This window comes from Megasphaera sp. (assembly GCF_047831605.1).
In the GTDB taxonomy this organism is placed as follows: domain Bacteria; phylum Bacillota; class Negativicutes; order Veillonellales; family Megasphaeraceae; genus Megasphaera; species Megasphaera intestinihominis.
Map to the genome: position 1 here is coordinate 655,583 of NZ_CP181255.1, position 21,436 is coordinate 677,018.

Here is a 21,436-nt window from a genome sequence, read left to right on the forward strand (position 1 = left end):
AAAGAATGAGAAGAAAGAAGGTCTTTTATTCGTGAAGAAACAAGTAGTCTGTACCCTGGCAGCCGCTTCTGACGAAGGCAATAATCCCTATGTCGATTTGGCCAAAGTGGACTACAACTTCGGCAGCAAGAACTGGGAACTCAGCGTCGGCCGCAATGACGTCTACCGCATCGGCCGCGACGCCTACGGCCTGCAGTACTTCGATGCCCTCGACGGCGCCGAACTGAGCTATCACAACGACAAGCTGGCCATCACCACAGGCTACGGCAAATTCAAGGACGGCAAGAAACCCGGCGTCGATACGGTGAAGCCGATTTCCGACGCCACCCATTCGGATCACTTCAGTACGGATGGCCTGAAGACGGGCTACGGTGAAATCGACGCCTTCTTCGGCGGCGGCAAGGCCGCCCGTTCCGAAGCCGGTTTCTACTACAACCGCCTTCATCAGTCCAACCACAGTTCGGGTGAAGACTATTTTGCCAAATATATCGCCGGCTACTTCGTCCGCGGCAACCCCTTCACGTGGCGCTTCTCCAGCGACATGGACAACCAGCGCAGCTGGGGCATCGGTGCCGACTACATCGTCGCCAAGAACCTGAAATTCAGCGTCATGCAGTCCTTCGCCAGCCAGGCCAAGACCGGCAGCCCGGACCCCCACGAAATGACCCGCATCCACTTCCAGATGCTGTTCTAGTAGGGGCTTGCACGTGGCAAGCCCGCCCCAGAATATGAGCGATTTTCCAACTCGGGGAGAGCGTTTCCAAATGCCCAGCGGGTCGCCCACGCGGCGACCCCTACCGCACAATCTACTATTCCCCTTTTTCCACTAGTTCTCGTTCATATATTATCCGGTCTTCCTCGGTAAAAACGTTGAAGACGACTTCTATCGGCTCATGTTGCCGCAGCCACTGCGATACGGTGGTTACGACAAGGTGGGCTGCTTCTTTTTTAGGAGATCCAGGAATACTTAGGCCCCGACGACGCTGATGCGCTGATTGATGTGATGGCCCTTTTCGATTTCATCGACCATGGTGATGGCGTAGTCAGCATAGGAAATATTACATGAAAAAAGGAGCTGTCGTACGAAGACAGCTCCTTTTTCTGTAGGGGCGGGCCGCCCACGGGCGTCCCCTACAAACTATAAACTCCGTTCTACAAACTACAAACTCCATACTACAAACTATAAAGTAAGAGGGGTCTTGCATGATGGCAAAAACCTTCGTGCGACAGCCCCCCACTTTCCTTAGAAATAGACCAGGGTGACGCCGGCACCACCGCCTTCTACGTCGTCGAGCTGGTATTTCTTGACGAACGGCTGGTCGTCGAGGAAGGCGTGGATCTGACGGCGCAGGGCACCGCTGCCCTTGCCGTGGATGATCTTGACCGGACTGAAGCCGGCAGCCAGGGCCTGGTCGAGGAAGCGTTCTACTTCCGGCAGGGCTTCGCTGAAGGTCTTGCCGATGATGTTCAATTCCGTGGCCACGCTGGACGTGCGGATAGGCCGGTACGACGAGGCGGCAGCGGCTTTCTTTTCGGCCTGTTGTTCTTTCTTCAATTCGTCCAGGTACGGCGCACTGACGTCTTTGAATTTGACCCGGACCGTCATGCCCCGGACGGAGACGGTCAGCTGTTTGCTGCCGATGTCTTCGACCGTGCCGACGCTGTCCAGGTTGTTGACGAAGACCTGCTGGCCGACTTTCAATTTCGACAGGTCGACAGGGTCGCGCTGGGGCTTTTCCGCTTCAGGCAGGGAAATCTGCTGGATAGCCCGGCGGGCCTTGTCGATGGCCTTGGCCTTTTCCCGGTCCGTCCCCTCCTTGGACTGGGCCTTCAGCTCGCGGATAATCTTTTCGGCTTCGACGCGGAGGTTGCGCTTGAGGTCGACGGCATCGCGGCGGCTGGCGTCGATGATATCCTGCCGCTTCGACGTGACCTTGTCCTTTTCTTTGCGCAAATCGTCTTCCAGTTTCCGCGCTTCGCGCAGGCGGTATTCCAGTTCCGCCTGTTCTTCGTCCATCTTTTTGGCCTGTGCATTGAGCTGGGTCAGGACTTTTTCCATATTCATGTCCTGAGCCTTGCTGCGCAGGTCTTTGGCTTTTTCCAGGATATCCTTGGGCATGCCCAGGCGTTCGCTGATGCTGAAGGCGTGGGAACTGCCGGCCGAGCCGATGCGCAGCTTGTACGTCGGCTTCAGCGTTTCCATATCGAACTCGACGTGGCCGTTTTCGATGCCCGGCGTATTATAGGCATAGTTCTTGAGGTCATTGTAATGGGTCGTGACCATGACATACGAGCCTTTCTGGTAAAAGGCATCGAGGATGGCAATGGCGATGGCACTGCCTTCGGCCGGGTCCGTACCGGAACCGAGTTCGTCTGCCAGGATGAGGTCTTCCGGCCCGCAGTGCTTGAGGATGTAGATGAGCTGCTTCATATGGCTGGAAAAGGTACTCAGGTTCTGGGAAATATCCTGTTCGTCGCCGATGTCGGAAAAGACGTCGCGGAAGACGGGCAGTTCCGACGATTCGCCGACTGGGATGAACAGGCCGGCCTGATGCATGAGGACCAAAAGGCCCAGGGTCTTCATGGAAACGGTCTTGCCACCCGTGTTGGAGCCCGTAATGAGCAGGATGCGGTAATCGCCGCCGATGACGATGGTATTGGGCACGACGTGCTTGGCGTCGATGAGGGGATGGCGGGCCTGGATGAGCCTGATTTCCCGCGTCTTGGAAATAGCCGGACGGCAGGCTTTCATCTTCAAGGCCAACTGGGCCTTGGCAAAGGCGAATTCCAGCTGACCGACACACTTCGTGCTGTCATACAAGTCATTGTACTGCTGCTGCACTTTGGCCGTCAGGCGGCGGAAAATGCGTTCGATTTCCTTCGTTTCGCCAATGCGGGCGGCCTGCAGGTCGTTGTTGGCATTGACGATGGCCAGCGGTTCGACATAGAGCGTCGAACCACTGGCCGACGTATCGTGGACGATGCCGGGAAAGGCATGGCGGTATTCCTGCTTGATGGGGATGACATAGCGGTTGTTGCGCACTGTGACCAGGGCATCCTGGAAATACTTCTGGTATTCCTTGTTCTGCAGGACATTATTGACATAGCGCTTGGTCTGCCGTTCCAGTTCGACGATACGGCTGCGCAGGCGCATCAATTCCGGCGACGCATTGTCGCGGATCTGGCGGTTGTTGTCAAAGACAGTGGCGAAAGAATGAGAAAGCTGGGAAAAATCGCCGATGACCTCTGCCTGTTCGGCCAGCTGGGGATACTCAGCCCCCCGTTCGGCGAAGAACGACCGGATTTCCCCATAATGCTGGAGGTTATTCCAGATATCGATACATTCATGGGAATCGAGGGTCACTTCGCGCTTGGCCTTTTCCAGGGACGGACGGATATCGACGATGCCGCCGAAGGGCGTACTCGTTTCCGTCTGCATGCAGCGGACGGCTTCTTCCGTATCGGTCAGGTTCTTTTCAATGACATCGCCATCGTTCACCGGTCTCAGGCGGCGGGCGATTTCTTTAGACAACCGGGACGGGGCCAGGCGGACCAGCATGTTCTGGACCTGGTAGAATCCCAAAATCCTCATACTTCTTTTATTCATAAATAGCATTACTCCTGTTGTTATAAGATTCCGTGGAAGAAATGACCGCGCGTCACGGTCTGGTCTTCCCTGCCTAAGAGCATCGTTTCCGTACCGTCACAGAGGCGGCGGTACCGGCTGACCTGCTGGCCGATCCACTGCGGCGTGCGGCCGCGGCCTTCGATGCGGATGGCGGCGATGCCGGCGCGGCACAGGTCTTTATAATACGGCGCCATATCCAAATCCCGGCTGTTGAGGATGTGGTTGCGGCAATACTGGTCGGTGACGACAGGGAACGTTTCGTCCCGGCGGTCCCGCAGGGCATAGGCACCGCGGTTGCAGACGCCCGGGCAGCCTTTCTTCTGGCCCTTGCCGGCAAAGGACGAAATGACGCAGGACTCAGTGACCATCATTTCGGCCCGGCCCTGGACGACGGCTTCGATGGGACAGCCGCTCTGGCGGACCATTTCTTTCAGCTGGCGCAGCGTCGCTTCGACAGACGCCGTAATGGCTGTACAGCCCCAGGATGCATAGGCCCGGGCCGCCTGGCTGTTGAAGATATTGAGGGACCAATCGGCCCGGACGGGCACGGTAATATTCAAGTCGGCTATCATGGCAAAGACCGCCATGGCACCGGCATAGATACCATCGACGCCGGCCATGATGGCCCGTTCCAGTTCGTTCTGGACGACCAGCCGGTTCTCTTCGCGGACAATACGCGGCGTACCGGCCCACAGCGCCGCGCCCTGTTCATGAGCGGCCTGGACGGCGGCCTGCCAGGCCTTAGTGCCGAAGGGATGATGATGGTACGATTCGCCGCCAAAGATGATGACGTCGGCACCCTGGTCCGCGGCGGCGACGACGCCGTCGACACTGTCACAGCGGACGACGAGCTGCATGGCTTCCTTGTCCCCAGGCTGCCTGTCCGGAGCCTGCCGCTGCCGGGCCTTTCCGGCTGCCGGCCGCGGGTAATCCGCCAGGATGGCCTCGGTCAAAGCCTGGACGGCCTGACGGCGCAGGCCGTTGAGGACGCTGGCCGGGATCATGCGCGTTTCATCCCAGACGGTCACACTGGCCAGGGCAAAGGGCGTATCGCCCAGGCGGCCGAGCTGGCCCTGGACGTAATCGGCCGTTGCCGGCCGCTGGCGGGCCGGTTCGGGCTGGAAATCGGCTACAGCCGAGGCAGTATGGCCATTTTCATCCCACAAGGTCAGGCGCAGGTTCCCCTGGTCTTCCGTGTCGACGTGGCCATAGATGGAAAGTTTCCGCGTCAATCCGCCGGCCATGTCATCAGCCGTCTGCCGCCCCGATGGATTGCGTTCGGTCAACGTGCGGCGGCTGACGGAATCTCCCAGGAAATCGGCCTGATAACTGCGGTTGAAAGCGCCTTCCAGAAGGGCTTCCGCTTCGCGATGGGCGGCCTTGCGCTGCTGCGGGCTCTGGTAATGGGCATCGATGACCCTGCGGTACGCCGAAACGACGGTCCGGACGTACGTATCGCCCTTCATGCGGCCTTCGATTTTAAAGGACGTGACGCCGGCATCGAGCAAGTCGTCGATATAATCGAGGGATTTCAAATCCTTCAGGCTGAGGACATAGGCCTCGTGTTTCATGACAGGTTGGCCATCGCAGAGCAGCGTATAAGGCTGACGGCAGGGCTGGGCACAGGCACCGCGGTTGCCGCTGCGGCCGCCGAGGAAACTGCTCATCAGGCACTGGCCGGAATAGGCCATGCACGACGCGCCGTGGATGAAGACTTCAATGGGAATGGACGACTGGGAGCAGATGAAGCGGATTTCCTGAGCCGACAATTCGCGGGACAAGACGGCCTGAGTGAAGCCATTGGCCTCAAGGAAACGGACACCGTCCAAGTCGGCCACGGTCATCTGCGTACTGCCGTGGAGCGGCAGATCCGGTGCGACTTTCCGGGCCAGAGCGGCTACGGCCAGGTCCTGGACGATGATTCCATCGACGCCGAATGAGTCGAGGAGCTGCAAATAGGCCGACAAAGCCTCTAATTCCGTGTCTGCCATAAGGATGTTGACCGTAACGTAGACTTTTACGCCAAATAAATGAGCCGTCCGGACAGCCTGTCCGATTTCAGCATCGTCGAGATTATGAGCAAATTTGCGGGCATTGAAGCCTTTCCCGCCAAAATAAACGGCATCGGCACCGGCGTCAATGGCCGTGAGTACGTTTTCTAAAGAGCCTGCCGGGGCTAATAATTCTGCCATGAAAATCCTCCTACTTTTAATAGTTTATAGCATAGAGTTTGTAGTTTGTAGAAATTGGGTTTTAAATTTTTGCCCTCACTACAAACTAAAAACTAAAAACTGCGAACTCAAAAAGCGCTATCGTCATACGGCAATTACGCTTTTACGATTTATGTATCCCAGCCAACTGCTGATAAATACGAGTGAGCAACTCTGCTGTGACTGTGTAGGGTGTCCGCTGGACGCCGCCGGTGGGCAGGGTCATGGTGACGAATTTTTCGATTTCTTCATCACTCAAGTCGACCGTATCGCCCATGAGGTCCTGCATGAGGGCCGTAAAGTCATCGAGTCCGGCCAGGCCCAGGATGGCCCAGACCTTTTCTGCCTTATCGGCCATCGTTTCTTCCATGAGCTTCATGTACGCCGGCAAGAGCAGGCCATTGGCCCGGCCATGGCTGAGCCCCTTATAATAGGTCAGCATATAACCCATGCTGTGGACCATGGTCGTCCCCGTCTGGGCAATGGTGATGCCTGCCAGGGTCGAGCCATAGAGCAGGTCTTCCCGGACGACAGGCGAAACGTCGCCTTTGAGGTCCGTCAAATGGACGCCGAGGAAACGCATGGCTTCTTCCGCCCAGACATCGCTCATGGGCGTCGATGCCGTGGACATATAGCCCTCGATAGCATGGGATAAGGCGTCAACAGCCGTATCAATGGTGACGGCTTCGGGCACACTGTCCGTAAAGGCCGGGTCGGCAAAGGCATAGACCGGGAAAATGAGCGGCGTATTGATGGACTGCTTGGTCCCGGCCTTGGGATTGGTCAGGACACTGACCTTGGTCACTTCACTGCCCGTCCCGGCCGTCGTCGGTACCGCCACGATGGGCAAGGGCTTGCGGTACGGCCCGGTAAACAACTGTTCATCATCCAGCTCATTGGTGCAGACCAGGGCGATGGCCTTGGCCGCATCCATGGGCGAACCGCCGCCGATACCGATGACGAAATCGACGCCCTTTTCCAAGGCCAACGCAGCGGCCTTGCGGATCGTCGCTACAGACGGATTATTTTCGACCTCATCAAAAAGGAACCAGGAAATCCCCAATTCATCCAGCTTTTCCACAACAGCAGCCTGGGACCCATTCACCTTGGCCGAATGACGCCCCGTGACCAGCAGCGCCTTGCGTCCCAGATCAGCCAGCACTTCGCCGGACTGAGCGATACAGCCCTTTCCAAAAAATACCTTCGTCGGCATATAATACGTAAACATGCAGATTCCCCCTTCACACAGCAAACAGCTTATTTCCTATCCATTTTAACATCTTTAGGCCGCTTGGGCTAGTGGCGGGACGGGTTCAAAAAGGGGCTGTCATATGAAGACAGCCTCTTTTATTTTATAGTTTTTAGTACGGAGTTTGTAGTTTGTAGAAAATGGTTTTAAATTTAAAAGCCTTCACTAACAACTACAAACTGCAAACTTGATACTCAAAAAGAGGCTGTCGCACATGCGACAGCCTCTTTTAATGGCATAGGTTTGACGAAAATATCTTGGAAAAATATTAACGTTTCGAGAACTGGGAAGCCTTACGAGCTTTCTTGAGGCCGTATTTACGGCGTTCTTTTTCACGCGGGTCGCGTGTGAGGAAACCAGCTTTTTTGAGAGCCTGACGGAAATCGCCGTCGACTTCCAAAAGGGCACGGCTGATGCCGTGACGGATTGCGCCGGCCTGGCCGGACGGGCCGCCACCCTTAACGTCAGCGATGACGTCGTACTGTTCAGTTACGCCTGTGAGTACGAGCGGCTGTTTAATAACCAATTCCAGTGTTTTACGACCGAAATATTCGTTCAATTCTTTTTTGTTGACTGTGATTTTACCCTGACCCGGAACCAGACGAACTCTAGCAACGGATGTCTTTCTACGGCCAGTGCCGTAGTACTGTGCTACTGCCATGAAATCTTCCTCCCGGTATTAATTAGCGAATGTTTAACTTCAAAACTTCAGGTTTCTGAGCCTGATGCGGATGTTCAGCACCTGCATAAACGTTCAGTTTACGATACATCTGTTCACCCAATTTATTTTTCGGGAGCATACCGCGAACTGCCATTTCAACAACGCGTTCCGGACGTGCTTCGAGCATGTGGCCGGCCTGAGTGAATTTAGCTCCACCGGGATAACCGGAATGATGGAAATAGGTTTTCTGGATTAATTTTTTACCTGTTAATTTAACCTTTGCTGCGTTTACTACGATTACATAATCGCCTGTATCAACATGCGGGGTAAAAGTAGGTTTATGTTTTCCCCGAAGAACTTTAGCTACTTCGGCAGCAAGACGGCCTAATGTCTGGCCTTCAGCATCAACAACAAACCATTTGCGTTCGATGTTGCCTGCATTGGCCATAAATGTAGTTTTCATGCTGTGTGATTCCTCCCTGAATTTAACTAACTGACCAAGCTTTTGGTGCTCTTTCTCCGGGGCTAAGTGGAGTCCAAGTGAAAAGCTTACCTATTCATTTTACAGATTTAGGCATACCTTGTCAAGCTTTTTTTCTGCTAGTTCATCAAGTGGGAATCCGACGGCCCCACCGGCCGCCTTGAGTAACCCTCGGCTCGTGGCAACGGCCGTGGCTCGTTATTCGTGGCTCGTGGCTCGTAAAAACCTACCATTATACTCGAAAAGGCTGTGATGAAATCTCGCAACGGGCCGCACAAGGCTCCCTTTATAGGGGAGCTGGCCGCCAAAGGCGGTCTGAGAGGTTAAAGGTCGGCCCCTACGCACAAGGCCGTGGCCGTGTATTTTTTTTGCAATCTGTGACCTCTTTCTCTCCCATCGCCTGTATGCGATACCGTAGGGGACGCCCAGAGCCTTTCTGGTCCGCCAGGTACCGACTATCGGGAGGTGCAGGGCGGCTGCCAGAACGGACAGCAGTGGCGGGCGTCCCGCCGTGAATCCTATGTATAGTCGGAATGTATGACGGACAGCGCATGGTCGTAATACAATCATACCTATGACAGCGGATTTCGTTGGCAGTCAATTTTTCTTTCAACAGATTCACCATTCTTTTCTTTATTATAATATGAAACAGAACGAGCAGATATATCCATACCTCCATGATACAACAGAAAAAGGACGGTTCTGGAAAACTTAATCCTTTTCTAATCATTTTTGAACCAAATCCAAAATATTTAAGGAACCATTAATGTAGATTGGAGCCTATCGGCCCGCCGGTTGCCGGTCGCCGTTCGCTTCGGGTGACCTTCAGCTCGTAAAGAAAAGCCCCAATCGGGGCTATCGTAGGGGACGCCCCGACCCAGGGCGTCCAGCCACTGCTGTCCGTTTTGGCACCCATCCTGCGCCTCCTCTAGTCGGCACCCGACGGGCCAAAAAGGCCGCCGCGAATCCTGTACACTATATACTATACTATAGTTTTATTTGTTGTCCCAGATTGAAAAGGAAGAAAAGCACTGACTAACACTACAAAAAGTACCAAAATGCCAGTCCGCAAAAGCTGTGAAGCCATATAAGTTGGCAAATACAGCGTGAAAATTTTGGTATTTTAGTCTCTAAGGCCAAAACCGTAAAAAATTCAGCAGACTTAGTTCAGGCCTTGTATCAACTTACTAGGCAACGTAAAGTTCCCCCTAATTATTTTACACCATTCTATTTTTAGGTATTCGCCAATATTCTTCCAAACCCACTCCACCTTTTCACTTTATTCCTCCATTTCATAAACAGCAAGAATTTCACTAAAAAGTTCTATGGGATCTATTTCATAAGCATAGGATAATGTAATAAGCATATTAATACTTGGTAAATTCTTTCCAAGTTCTAAATTAGTCAAATGTCGAATTGATATCCAGTCTTTTCCGCCAAATAATTCTTTACTTCTACTATATATAAATTTTTCTCTTGAGGAATAATTTTTCCCTAATAATTTTCTTTTTTCTAATAGTAATTGACCAATTTTTACTAATCTAAGATCATCTTGTTTTCTTTCTACCATTATTCATCTCCATAAATTAGGCACCATGGATCATTGTTTTATTTTTATATATAATATACAATAATGTTGCAATTAATTCAAGAATTTTAGCCATTAAATTGAAGGGAGTCCTAATTAATGAAAGAAATTATCAATTTTAGAGTAAATATGATTAGAACATTACCTTCTCCTTATCAAAAGAGAGGAGAAACTGGCCAATTTGAAACAATTTATTACTTGTTAGTAAATATGAAAGACCTTCCTAACAATATTCCATTGGATGTAAATCCAAGAAAACCTAAAATGACTACTCATGTTGCCAAAAATTTACTCAATGCGGTAGTCGAACCAGAAACAGACTTTTATATCAATAATCGAGGTATTGTTATTGCTGCAAAGTCACTTGTATTTAATAGTCAAAAATCAGAAGTCACTATTGATCTGGGAGACCAGGAACTTGATGACGATAAATATTCTTATGGCATTTTAGATGGAGGACATACATACACAGCAATCATGAAAAAAAGAAAAGCTATCCCCCCCGATATTGAAAAATATGTCAGATTAGAAGTTATTACTAATGTGCAAAATATTACAAGACTTTCTGATGCAAGAAATACATCTGTACAAGTCTCTGATATTGCATTATTCAATCTTGATGATAACTTTGTAGATGTAAAATCTGCAATTTCAAATGAACTTTATTCCAATAATATTGCCTATAAGGACAATGAAAATAAAGATATCAATGTTTCTGAATTATTACGATTAATGTACGCTTTTGATATTGAAAAATATCCAGATGATTCAACAGCCCCCGTTCAAAGTTATTCTGGCAAAGCACAGGTATTTAAACGTTATAAAGAAGCATTCGAAACCCCCTTCTATAAATCACTTACAAAACAGCTTCCAGTCTTGACAAACTTATACGACTTAATTGAATATGAGCTACCTTCATTTTATAAGGCATACAAAGAAAAAGCAGGCATTAAAAATTCAAGGTTTGGCAGTGTAAAAGGAGTAGAATCCCTGCAAAACGGCAAGACTATAAAAACATCTTTTTTGCACTATGATCAAACTTATAATATCTCAGCAGGATTCATCTATCCGATTTTTGGTGCTTTTCGCTGTCTTCTTCGATTCGATAAAGATAAAGGAACTGTAAATTGGATTTTTAACCCTATCCAAATGTGGAAAAATGTTGGAGAAAGCCTTGCTCAAAATACATTTGAAACTCAATCGAACCCTCAACTTGCAGGCAAAGACAAACAGCTATGGTTATCGAACTATAGAATAGTAGAAACTCAATCTTTAAGAATGTTATTACAAAAGAATAAGACTACACAAACACCTTAACAAAATATAAACACATCATAATTGGGCTAAACTATTCATTCAATCAATGTGCCATATATAATCAGCTTCTCTCACAAAGAATTTCTCAGACCGCCTTGGGTAGCCAGCTCCCTTTCATTGAGCTCCTAGTCTTCTATAGCTTATTTTCTAGAATCTAACCCAGCCATACAGCAAAAGAGCCCGCACATGATAAATGTAACGGGCTCTAAAAATTTATAAACCTCTCCGGCTCTTCGAGCCACCTCTCCTATGAGGAGAGGCATTTATAAGACGTCGACCAGGAGTTTTAGGATCAAATTGGCTTCGTGGCCGGCGCAGATGGCGACTCTGGGGGCCATGAGGCCGCGGCCGGGTTTGGCGTTCCTTGTCTGGTCGCCGCAGATGTAGAAGTGGCTGGTGATTTTTTTTGTTTCAATGGCGTTACTGTCGCCGTAGCCGGCCATACCCGAGGCGGAGACGATGTATTTATCGGGACATTGTTCCAGGATGGTGTGGACGAGCATGGTCTTGGCATCGGGATTGTCGAAGGCTTCGCAGATGACCTGGTCGTCTTTCAGGATGGTCGGCACGTTGTCTTCGGTGAGGCGGACGAAGTCCGTGCGGACGTCGATGAAGGGATTGATGTCGGCAATCTGCCGGGCCAGGGCGTCGGTCTTGCGCTGGCCCAGGTCGCGGACCATGTAGGACTGGCGGTTGAGGTTGCTGGCATCGACGGTATCGAAGTCGATGAGGTGCAGATGGCCGACACCGGTCCGGGCCAGGTAGACGGCGGCATTGGAACCCAGGCCGCCGAGGCCGCAGATGGCGACGCGGCCGGCGCTGACTTTCTGGTGGACTTTCGGCGTATGGCGGGAACACATCATGCCTTCCAGGGCTTCTTTCGGCGGCAGGCGGTCTTTGGGGATGAAATAGATTTCATCGCCCTCTTTCAGGGCTAAGTTCTCTGTCGTGGCAAAGCCGTTGACGATAGTGATTTCCTGACCGCTGCCATAGGCGGCTTTCAGGTCTTCCAGGTGGTCACAGGGACAATTCATTTTCTTTCCATTCAATACTAACTGCATGGTATACACCCCTCGTAACAAAATAAAAACGCACGACGTCTGACACCTTAGGTGGTGTCCCCGTCGTGCGTCTTGTTCTTATATCCTTAGTGTAGCCGTTTTCACAGCCCCTGTCAATCTTTCTTTTCGGCCTGGGCCCCTTCCTTCAAGCGTTTGAGCTGGCGCTGTTCTTCCGGTGGAAGGGATACGCCGCAGCAGCCGCCGCTGGAATTGCTGGCATAGCCTTTAAAGACTTCAGAGACGATATTCTTAACTTTTTTCACCGATTCAACAACCATGAGAAGCCCTCCTTTTTTGAAATTCAAGGCCGTCGAACAAAATCGCCAGCCTGGCAGACCGCAAAGCATTCCATTTATACGGTAACGGATAGCACCACACGTCTGTGGCGGGCGCCCCACGTGGTCGCCCCTACAGTTATTATAGCAGGAAAGGCTTCCATTGTAAATAATATCAACGGATAATTTTTATTAATTATTTGTCATCAGCGGCCGTCGGGCCATACCAGGGTGATCTGGCCGCTGGTTCTTGTCGCTTTGAGGTCGATGACGCGCTGGTTCGAGGAACCGCGGAAGTAGAGGCCCGGGTCTTTCAGGTCGTCGACGAAGGGGCCGTCGACGAGGACGTCACAGACGTCCAAGAGGGCTTTTTTCTGCGGGTCCTGGATGATTTCGTCATAGGTGAAGCCCGAGTAGACCCAGACCGATTTATCGGGCATGGCTTGTTTGACGTTTTGGACGATCTGCGTCAGGCCGTCGGTGTTTTCCATGGGTTCCCCGCCCAGGAGGGTCAGGCCGCTGTTGGTCGGGGCGCTGAGCCAGGACAGGAGCTGTTCCATTTCCTTGTCCGTCCATTCCTGTCCGGCCCTGGGGTCCTGGTATTCCGGGTTGAAACAGTTGAAGCAGTGGCGTGAGCAGCCGGTGACGAAAATCGTCGAGCGGATGCCCGGTCCATTGGCAATGTCATATTGCCGCATCTGTGCATAATGCAAGTCAAGTCACCTCTTAGATATGGAGGACGCGGTTCTTGATTTCCTGCGTCCGCCCTTCGTTCCAGAAATTTTCACCCAAATAGCCGCAGGTCCGGCGGATGACGGTCAATTTGTTGCGGTCTTTGTTGTGGCAGCGCGGGCATTCCCATTCGTTGTCGTCGTTGAGGATGATTTCGCCGTCAAAGCCGCATTCATGGCAGTAGTCCAGTTTGGTATTGAATTCGCCGTACGTGATGTGGTCGTAGATGTACTGGACCATGGTCAGGACGGCCGGGATATTATGAGTCATGTTGGGGATTTCGGCATAGCTGATGCAGCCGCCTGTCGATTTGTCTTCAAAGTCGGCTTCAAAGGAGAACTTGTCGAAGACGTTGATCGGTTCGCGGACGTCGACGTGATAGCTGTTGGTATAGTAGCCTTTGTCGGTGACGTCGGGGATGGAGCCGAAGCGGGCCTTGTCGATCTTGCAGAAGAGGTTGGTCAGGTTTTCTGCCGGCGTGCCGTAGAGGGCGAAGCCGATGTTCGTTTCCTTCCGCCACTTCTTAATGTGGGCGTTGAGGTCGTCCATGATGCGCATGGCGAATTTCCGGCCTTCCGGCGCCGTGTGCGAGCAGTGCTTGGTCAGTACCGTCGCTTCGTAGATGCCGATGTAGCCCAGGGACAAGGTCGCATAGCCGCCGTAGATGAATTTTTCAATGGTTTCACCGGGCTTCAGGCGGGCAATGGCGCCGTACTGCCAGTGGATAGGCGATACGTCGGACGTGATGCGCTTGAGGAGGTCGACGCGCAGGAGCAGGGCTTTTTTGCAGAGTTCCAGGCGCTTGTCGAGGATCTGGAAGAATTTTTCTTCGTCGCCGTCGGCGAGGATGCCGATCTGCGGCAGGTTGATGGAGACGACGCCCATGTTGAAGCGGCCGTCGAACTGGTAGTTGCCCTTTTCATCTTTCCAGGGGCTGAGGAAGGAGCGGCAGCCCATGGGGCTGAAGACGTTGCCTTCATAGGATTCGCGCATCTTCTTGGCCGAAATATAGTCGGGATACATGCGTTTCGCCGTACATTCAGCGGCCAGCTTGGTCAAATAGAAGTACGGGCTGCCTTCGCGGACGTTGTGTTCGTCCAGGACGTAAATGAGTTTCGGGAAGGCCGGCGTGACGTAGACGTTGGCTTCGTTCTTGATGCCCTGGATGCGCTGGCGCAGCAATTCTTCGTCGATGAGGGCCGCTTCCCTGGCGTATTCGTAGTCCGGCTGGAAATACATGAAGAGCGTGACGAACGGCGCCTGGCCGTTGGTCGTCATGAGTGTGTTGATCTGGTACTGGATGGTCTGGATGCCGTCCTTGATTTCCTTCTTCGTCCGCTTCCAGGCGATTTCTTCAGCCTTTTCCATATCCGGTTCGATGCCGTAGACTTCACGCTGTTCTTCGACGACGGCTTTCATGTACTTCTTGAAGGACTTGCGGACGTACGGTGCCAGGATGCGGTCGATGCCGTTGATGGACTGGCCGCCGTACTGGCCGCTGGCGACCTGGGCGATGATCTGCGTCGTCACCGTGCAGGCGACCTGGAAGGATTTCGGCGTATCGATTTTCTTGCCGTTGATGACCGTGCCGTTGGCCAGCATGTCTTCCAGGTTGATGAGACAGCAGTTGAACATGGGCTGAATGATGTAGTCCATGTCGTGGAAATGGATGGCGCCGCTGTCGTGGGCCTGGACGATGTCGGCCGGGATCAGTTTGCGGCGGGCAATGTCCTTGGACACTTCGCCGGCGATGAGGTCGCGCTGCGTCGATACGACGTGGCCGTTCTTATTGGAGTTTTCGTCGAGGACTTCCAGGTTGGTGTTGTTCAGCAGGCCAAAGACATCGTCGTCGGTCGTATTGGTCTGGCGCTTGAAGGCCTGGATGGTCTTGTAGTTTTCGTAAGCCCTGGCCGTGGCCGGATTGTTGTATTTCAACAAACGGTAGTAGACCTGGTCTTCGATGGCGTAAATGGTCAGGTCCTTCTGGATGGAAGCAGCATACGCTTCGATTTCACCGGCAATCTTGGCAGCCTGCCCTTCTTCGTAAATACCGCTGCTGCTGTTCATGGCCTTTTCAATCGCTACGGTGATCTTATCTCGATTGAAGGGCACTCGTTCTCCATTGCGCTTGATTACTTCTAACATATGTCTACCTCCACAGTATATAGTATACAAATTGTACATTTTCCCATACCTGCTACAAGATATATGGTACAGGGTCCGTTTTTCACATGCCCTATGATACTATATATAGTAGCGAATGTCAACGTGTACATACTCCATCATGTTGTGGACAAGTTAAGGTTAGTTTTTATCAAAATGGCTGGCAGGCCTTGAAAGGACAACACAAGAGCTGCGCTTCTATAGACGCAGCCTTTGTGTATAACTAGCAAAAATTTTCTTTTAATCCAGATTCAGGAGGTCGCGCACGACGGCACCGGCCAGGATCATGCCCGCCGTCGACGGGACAAAGGAAATGCTGCCCGGACTGGGGCGCACTTCATCGCTGTCCGAGAAGGGTTTATGCGGGACTTCCGTCGAATAGGCCACCTTGATGCGGCGGATACGGCGCTTCTTCAGTTCCCGGCGCATGATCTTGGCCAGGGGATCGACGCTGGTCTTTTCGATGTAATCGAGCTGGAAATATTCCGGATGGAGCTTATTCCCGGCCCCCATGGAGGACACGACGGGGATGCCGCTGTGATAGGCTTCGTCGATGATGGCGATCTTGGCGCTCATCGTATCGACGGCATCGACGACGTAATCGGCCCCGGAATTAGCGATGAAGCCCTGATGGCTTTCAGGCAGATAGAACGTCGCATGGGTCTCGACGTCGATGTCGGGATTGATGGACAAGAGGCGTTCCTTCATGACTTCAACTTTCGGCCGGCCAATGGTCTGGACCGTCGCCCCGAGCTGGCGGTTGACATTAGACGGGTCGAAGACGTCGGCATCGACCAGGATGAGATGGCCCACACCGGCCCGGCCCAGGGCTTCGACGACAGCCGAGCCGACGCCGCCGACGCCGAAGATGAGGACCTTTTTCGTATCTAATTCGTCCACCTTATCCTGGCCGATGAGGCGGGCTGTCCGCTGGGTATATTCTTTCTTCATGGCCTAGCGCTCCGGAATGATTTCCAGCCAGTAGCCGTCGGGGTCGACGATGAAATAAATGCCCATGGCCGGGTTCTGATAGACGACGCAGCCCATGTCTTTGTGCTTGGCCAGGGCCGCATCCATATCCTTGACAGCAAAGGCCGTGTGGAATTCGTTTTCGCCGAGGTTATACGGTTCCTTGCGGTCTTTGAGACAGGTCAGTTCCAGCTGGAAGTCGGACACGCCGTCGCCGAGATAGACGATGGTGAAATCCGGGTTCTCGATGCGGCTGACTTCGGTCAGGCCCAGGGCTTCTTTGTAGAAGTCCATGCTGCGCTGGAGATTCAAAACGTTGAAATTGGTGTGCTTAAAGGTGAATTGCATAGTACTACCCCCTTTTTATTTATTGGTTCTCTTCCTGCCAGCCCTTGGATACGTCGACCCATTCCCTGGCATGGGAATAGGTTTCCAGTTCGGGCAGTGTCAGTTCGATGGCACTGTTGGCGGTGCCGCAGGCCGGAAAGACGGTCTGGAAGCGCTTGAGTGATTCGTCCAGGAAGACGTCGACGCCTTCGTTAATGGCGAAGGGACAGACGCCGCCGACGGGATGGCCGATGAGCCGTTCCACGTCGGCAGCTTTGATCATGGTCGCCTTCTTGTGGAACCGTTCTTTGAACTTATGATTGTCCACGCGGGCATCACCGGCAAAAAGGACCAGGATCGGATGATCGCCGATGAGGAAAGACATGGACTTGGCAATGCGCCGGCCTTCCGTATGAAGGGCGGCCGCCGCTTCTTCGACAGTCGCACTGGACTGGTCGAGTTCCATGACCCGGTCTTCCATCCCCCACCGGGCAAAATAGTCGCGTACTTTTTGAATAGACACGTTGCTCCCCCTCTCAATTCGTTATAATCGTATTATATACTAATCACGGCGCTCAGGCAAACTCAAAGGACGACGTACTGCCCCGGTCGGTCTTGTGGACGGCCAGGCGGGCGTCGATGCGTTCCTTCAGTTCCGGTACGTGGGAGATGATGCCGACCAGGCGGCCGCCGCTGCGCAGGGACGCCAGGGTCTTCAGGGCATAATCCAGGGTTTCCCCGTCGAGGGTGCCGAAGCCTTCGTCGATGAACATCGTATCCAGGTGGATGCCGCCGGAATACGCCTGGACGACGTCGGCCAGGCCCAGGGCCAGGGAGAGGGACGCCAGGAAGGTTTCGCCGCCGGACAGGGTGTTGGCCGGCCGGGCATAGCCCGTGTAATTGTCGTAGACTTCGATGTCCAGGCCGATTTGTTTGACCCGCTTGTCGTCCCACGAACGGGAGCGCTGCAGGCTGTAGCGCTGGCGGCTCATGCCCTGCAGGCGGCCGTTGGCGGCGGCCAGGACTTCGTCGAGGAGGGCACCGAGGACGTAGCGTTCAAAATTGATGCCCGTCTGCTTACCGGCGATGAGTTCATAGACGGCACCGACGGTCTTATACTCTTCCGTCAGGTCCCGGCCTTCCTGCTGCAGGGCGGCCAGGGCGGCTTTGCTCTGCTGCCAGCGCTGATACTGCGCGGTCAGGCTTCCCTTTTCTTCGACTAAGGCCTGGCTGGCTTTTTCGGCTTCGTCCAAGGCCGTACGGGCTGCTGCCACGTCGGGCCGGGGCTGGCTGCCGATAGCCTTTTCTTCCTGGGCCAACTGGCCCTGTACTTGCTGGACCTGAGTGTCGTACTGGCGGACGGCCGCTTCCAGTTCCGGGATCTGGCCGACTGCAGCCTGCATGGCCCGGCAGGCCTTGACGCTCTCGAAACCGGCTGCCACGACGCGGTCCCGCAGGGCCTGGACACCCTGGCTGAAGCGGTCCCGCAGCACTTCGACCTGGTGCTGCCAGTTCTGCGCTTCCTGCTGCTGCTTGGCAGCCTGGCGTTCGCCGGCGACGACGGCGTCGCGGTACTGCTGCAAGTCCTTTTCGTAGGCTGTAATGGCCTTGCCCAAGGCATCCAGGCGCTGCTGCAGGGCCTTCAAGTCACGATAGGCTTCGGGCAGGTCCGCTTCCAGGCGGGCCTTCGTTTCGGCCGCCTTGGCCGCAAGGGTCCGCGCCTGTTCGGCTGCCGTCCGGGCCGCTTCTTCGTCCTTTTCCCAGCGGCTCAGCCGGGCCTGGCCGGCGGCGACGGCCTTTTTGAGGGCTTCACCGGCCTGTAACTGCTGCTGCAGGTCTTCCATGGCTTTCCGGGCCTGTTCGGCCTTGTCCTGCCAGTCGGCCAGGGTCCCGTCCTGGGGGTACTGGCGGCGCAGGGCGTCGTACTGCTCTTTCAAAGCCTGATGGCGGGTCTCATCGGCTTTGGCCGTCACTTCCCACTGCTGGCGCTTGGCTTCGCTGGCGTCGGCCCGTTTCTGGTGCTGTTCGACGTCGCGCCGTTCCGGCAGGGAATCCGGGCGCACGGCCGGCATGGGATGGGCCGCCGAGCCGCAGACCGGGCAGGGTTTCCCTTCTTCCAGTTCCGACGCCAGGACGGCGGCCTGGGCCTGGAGGAACAGGGCCCGGACACTTTCATAGGCCACGCGTTCGTCCCTTGCCTTGGCGGCGGCTTTTTCCAGGAAGTTCTGACTGTGCTGCCATTGTTTCCCGGCCTCTTTCAGCTGCTCTTCCAGGGAAGCGGCCTGGCCTTCGCGCTGAAGCCGGTCGCTCAGGGCCTGCCAGCGGGCTTTGGCCTGTTCCGCCGCTACGGCCTGTTCGGCCAGGCCGGCGACGGCTTCCCGGGCCTTGTCGAGGGCCTGTTTTTCTGCTTCCTTTTTCTGCCGCACCTGGTTCCAGCGCCGTTCGGCTTCGCCTGCCGCCTTGCGGCACCGTTCTTCTTCCAGGCAGCAGTCCCGGTAGGAGCCGGCTTTTTCCTGCAGGCCTGTCAGCTGGACCCGTTCTTCGCAGGCTGCCTTATAACCGCTCTCACGGGCCGAAAGGACCGCCAGCTGCCGCTGGGCTTCGGCCAGGTCCTTCTCAGCCTTCTCGGCCAGCTTACGGGCTTTTTCAGCCGCCTTAAGGGCCTCTTTACCCTCTTTTTCCAGGTCATCGAGATGACGGCACGGTTCGGCCAGGATTTCCGCCTGGCGCAGGATGGCGATGGTGTCCCGCTTTTCCTGGAACTGGCCGGCCTGGTCCTGGAGCTGCGCCGCTTCCCGGCGCTTCTGGTCCCGCAGGAGCCAGTGATTTTCCAAGGTCTGGGCGGCCTGGAAGGCGGCCTGACAGGTCTTGCGCCGGCCTTCGGCCTCGCGCCACTGTGCATCGACGGCGGCGCTTTTATCCTGCCAGGCCTTCTCTTTATCCGGCAGCTCTTCTTCGCTGGCGATGCCCAGGTCGGCCAGGCACTGTTCCCGCCGCTGGCGTACCTGCTCATACTGGCTGGCCAGGGCGTCGTAGCGGGCTTTGGCCAGTTCCTGGAGCCGCGCGTAGCGCTGGGTATGGAAGAGGGTCTGCATGATCTGCTGGCGTTCACTGGAACCGGCCAGGAGGAGCTTGCGGAAGTCGCCCTGCGGCAGGAGGACGACCTGGCGGAACTGGTCGGCCTGGAAGCCCAGCAGCCTTTCGACGGCCGCCGTCACGTTCTTGGCGGCTACGAGCTGTTCCTGGCCGCCGTCTTCGTCCGTTTCATATAAGGACGCGTGGGCCGCGGCTTTCTTCAGGCCTGTGCCGCGCTTCTTGGCGATTTCCTGTTCCGGGCTGCGGTCGATGCGGTAGTATTTCCGGCCGATGGCAAAGCGGAAGGACACGGCCGTCGCTTCCTGAGGCGGCGCGTATTCGCTGCGCATGTGGGCGCCAGTGCGGCTGTCGCCGCTGGTACTGCCGTAGAGGGCATAGCACATGGCATCGAGGATTGTCGTCTTGCCGGAACCCGTCGGCCCATAGATGAGGAAGAGTTTATGGTCGCCCAGTTCGCGGAAGTCGACGATTTCCTGACCGGCATAGGGGCCAAAGGCCGTCATTTCTAAGTAAATCGGAATCATAACAGGCTGCCTCCCTTTTCTAATTCATCCCACAAGGTGCGGACGCAGTCCTGCTCGGCTTCGGTCAGGGGCTGGTCGGGCCGCATGGCCTGGGCGAAGCTGGTGAACAGTTCCTGTTCCGTCACCTGCTGTACGTCGAAATCGCGCTGTCCTGCGGCCCGGGTATTGCGGTTGGGCATTTCCATCGCCATGGCATTGGGGTATTTGCGCCGCAGGCGGGCCATGCCGTCGAGGATGGGCTGGCTGTCGTCGAGGCGGGCCAGGATGAAGTCGTCCGGCCTGTCGTCATCGGCCGCCATGATGGCCTCGAAGGTTCCGCTGACGATGCGCACGTCGTGGCGCGGCACGAAATCCCGGAAGGCCAGGTCCACTTTCCCGTCGGGCCCGATGTCGGCGATGACGGCGCCTTTATGCTGGCGCGCTTCGCCGAACGAGTATTTGAGCAGGCTGCCGGCATAGCGGATGGTATCGCTCGTGACTTTCTGCGGCCCGTGGAGATGGCCCAGGGCCGTATAGCTGAACGGCGCAAAGAGGCCGCTCGTCACCTGGTCCGTCCCGCCGATGGACAAGGGCCGTTCCGAATCACTGGCTACGCCGCCGGCGACGAAGGCATGGGCGACGCAGACCGTGCGCACGCCGTCCGTGACCTGGCTGCCCTGCCAGCCGAGGAGGGCCTCCATGGCCTGCTGATGGCTACGGACCTCGTCCTGGCCGAGGCACTGGCGGACGACGGCCGGTTCGGCATAGGGAACGGTCAGGAAGGCGACCGAGCCGGCCTCATCTTCCAGGATGACCGGGCCCGTGAGGCGCTCCAGTTCACCGGCCATATAGAGGCCCTGCGGCGCCAGGAGGCGGCTGGCAAAGGACAGGCGGGCCGGGCTGTCGTGGTTGCCGCTGATGACCAGGAAGGGAACGTGCAGGTCCGCCGTGATCCGCGTGGCCACGTCGTCGAAGAGTTCCACCGCTTCGGCCGGCGGCAGGCTGCGGTCATAGACGTCGCCAGCCAGGACAACGGCGTCGATGCCCTCGTCCCGTATCATGGGCAGGAGCTGCTGCTCCAGGACGTAGGCCTGGTCTTCGGTCAGATAGTTCCCATAGAATAATTTTCCTAAATGCCAGTCGGCTGTATGTAAGATACGCATAGAATACCTCCTT

Annotated in this window: 17 protein-coding genes; 2 read left to right on the top strand and 15 right to left on the bottom strand. The window is 54.8% G+C overall.

Annotation, left to right across the window (positions count from 1 at the left end):
- Positions 1-31 precede the first annotated feature (31 nt).
- On the top strand, positions 32-694 hold the full coding sequence (locus ACFWUB_RS03230; RefSeq protein ID WP_416184216.1) for a hypothetical protein: 663 nt from the start codon (positions 32-34) through the stop codon (positions 692-694).
- Positions 695-1,243: 549 nt separating this feature from the next.
- On the opposite strand, the gene ACFWUB_RS03235 is transcribed toward ACFWUB_RS03230, so the two are convergent.
- The 6 genes from ACFWUB_RS03235 to ACFWUB_RS03260 form a co-directional block, all read right to left on the bottom strand.
- Positions 1,244-3,607 (bottom strand): endonuclease MutS2, encoded by a 2,364-nt coding sequence (locus ACFWUB_RS03235; protein ID WP_292108135.1) that lies wholly within the window; start codon positions 3,605-3,607, stop codon positions 1,244-1,246.
- A 20-nt stretch (positions 3,608-3,627) separates the two neighbouring features.
- Positions 3,628-5,820 (bottom strand): DUF3656 domain-containing U32 family peptidase, encoded by a 2,193-nt coding sequence (locus tag ACFWUB_RS03240; RefSeq protein ID WP_416184217.1) that lies wholly within the window; start codon positions 5,818-5,820, stop codon positions 3,628-3,630.
- Between the two features lie 142 nt (positions 5,821-5,962).
- Positions 5,963-7,066 (bottom strand): iron-containing alcohol dehydrogenase family protein, encoded by a 1,104-nt coding sequence (locus ACFWUB_RS03245; RefSeq protein WP_416184218.1) that lies wholly within the window; start codon positions 7,064-7,066, stop codon positions 5,963-5,965.
- Positions 7,067-7,355: 289 nt separating this feature from the next.
- Positions 7,356-7,748: a 30S ribosomal protein S9 gene (rpsI, locus tag ACFWUB_RS03250; protein WP_020311347.1), complete on the bottom strand. Its 393-nt coding sequence runs from the start codon at positions 7,746-7,748 to the stop codon at positions 7,356-7,358.
- A 22-nt stretch (positions 7,749-7,770) separates the two neighbouring features.
- Complete coding sequence (gene rplM / locus ACFWUB_RS03255) at positions 7,771-8,211, bottom strand: 50S ribosomal protein L13 (RefSeq protein WP_020311348.1); 441 nt, start codon at positions 8,209-8,211, stop codon at positions 7,771-7,773.
- A 1,297-nt stretch (positions 8,212-9,508) separates the two neighbouring features.
- Positions 9,509-9,799 carry a hypothetical protein gene (locus ACFWUB_RS03260; protein ID WP_299721576.1) on the bottom strand — a complete coding sequence of 97 codons (291 nt, stop codon included), beginning with the start codon at positions 9,797-9,799 and terminating at the stop codon, positions 9,509-9,511.
- Positions 9,800-9,916: 117 nt separating this feature from the next.
- Here ACFWUB_RS03260 and ACFWUB_RS03265 point away from each other — a divergent pair, with 117 nt between their 5' ends.
- Positions 9,917-11,134 (top strand): AIPR family protein, encoded by a 1,218-nt coding sequence (locus ACFWUB_RS03265; protein ID WP_299721575.1) that lies wholly within the window; start codon positions 9,917-9,919, stop codon positions 11,132-11,134.
- Positions 11,135-11,397: 263 nt separating this feature from the next.
- Here the strand turns inward: ACFWUB_RS03265 and thiF are convergent, their stop codons facing one another.
- The 9 genes from thiF to ACFWUB_RS03310 all read right to left on the bottom strand — a co-directional run bounded on the left by thiF (position 11,398) and on the right by ACFWUB_RS03310 (position 21,423).
- Positions 11,398-12,195, bottom strand: a complete 798-nt coding sequence (thiF, locus tag ACFWUB_RS03270; RefSeq protein WP_020311327.1) for a sulfur carrier protein ThiS adenylyltransferase ThiF — start codon at positions 12,193-12,195, stop codon at positions 11,398-11,400.
- A 113-nt stretch (positions 12,196-12,308) separates the two neighbouring features.
- On the bottom strand, positions 12,309-12,473 hold the full coding sequence (locus ACFWUB_RS03275; protein ID WP_020311326.1) for a hypothetical protein: 165 nt from the start codon (positions 12,471-12,473) through the stop codon (positions 12,309-12,311).
- 203 nt (positions 12,474-12,676) lie between these two features.
- Entirely contained in the window at positions 12,677-13,183 is a 507-nt protein-coding gene (gene nrdG / locus ACFWUB_RS03280; RefSeq protein WP_020311325.1) for an anaerobic ribonucleoside-triphosphate reductase activating protein, read from the bottom strand.
- 13 nt (positions 13,184-13,196) lie between these two features.
- Positions 13,197-15,347, bottom strand: a complete 2,151-nt coding sequence (nrdD, locus tag ACFWUB_RS03285) for an anaerobic ribonucleoside-triphosphate reductase (RefSeq protein ID WP_416184219.1) — start codon at positions 15,345-15,347, stop codon at positions 13,197-13,199.
- Between the two features lie 258 nt (positions 15,348-15,605).
- Positions 15,606-16,316 (bottom strand): ThiF family adenylyltransferase, encoded by a 711-nt coding sequence (locus ACFWUB_RS03290; RefSeq protein ID WP_416184220.1) that lies wholly within the window; start codon positions 16,314-16,316, stop codon positions 15,606-15,608.
- A 3-nt stretch (positions 16,317-16,319) separates the two neighbouring features.
- Positions 16,320-16,682 (bottom strand): VOC family protein, encoded by a 363-nt coding sequence (locus ACFWUB_RS03295; RefSeq protein ID WP_020311321.1) that lies wholly within the window; start codon positions 16,680-16,682, stop codon positions 16,320-16,322.
- Between the two features lie 19 nt (positions 16,683-16,701).
- On the bottom strand, positions 16,702-17,184 hold the full coding sequence (locus tag ACFWUB_RS03300; protein WP_416184221.1) for a YbaK/EbsC family protein: 483 nt from the start codon (positions 17,182-17,184) through the stop codon (positions 16,702-16,704).
- Between the two features lie 52 nt (positions 17,185-17,236).
- Positions 17,237-20,281, bottom strand: coding sequence for an AAA family ATPase (locus ACFWUB_RS03305; RefSeq protein WP_416184222.1), 3,045 nt, complete (start codon positions 20,279-20,281; stop codon positions 17,237-17,239).
- Positions 20,278-21,423 carry an exonuclease SbcCD subunit D gene (locus ACFWUB_RS03310; protein WP_301877375.1) on the bottom strand — a complete coding sequence of 382 codons (1,146 nt, stop codon included), beginning with the start codon at positions 21,421-21,423 and terminating at the stop codon, positions 20,278-20,280. Before ACFWUB_RS03310 ends, ACFWUB_RS03305 begins: the two co-directional genes overlap by 4 nt.
- Positions 21,424-21,436 lie beyond the last annotated feature (13 nt).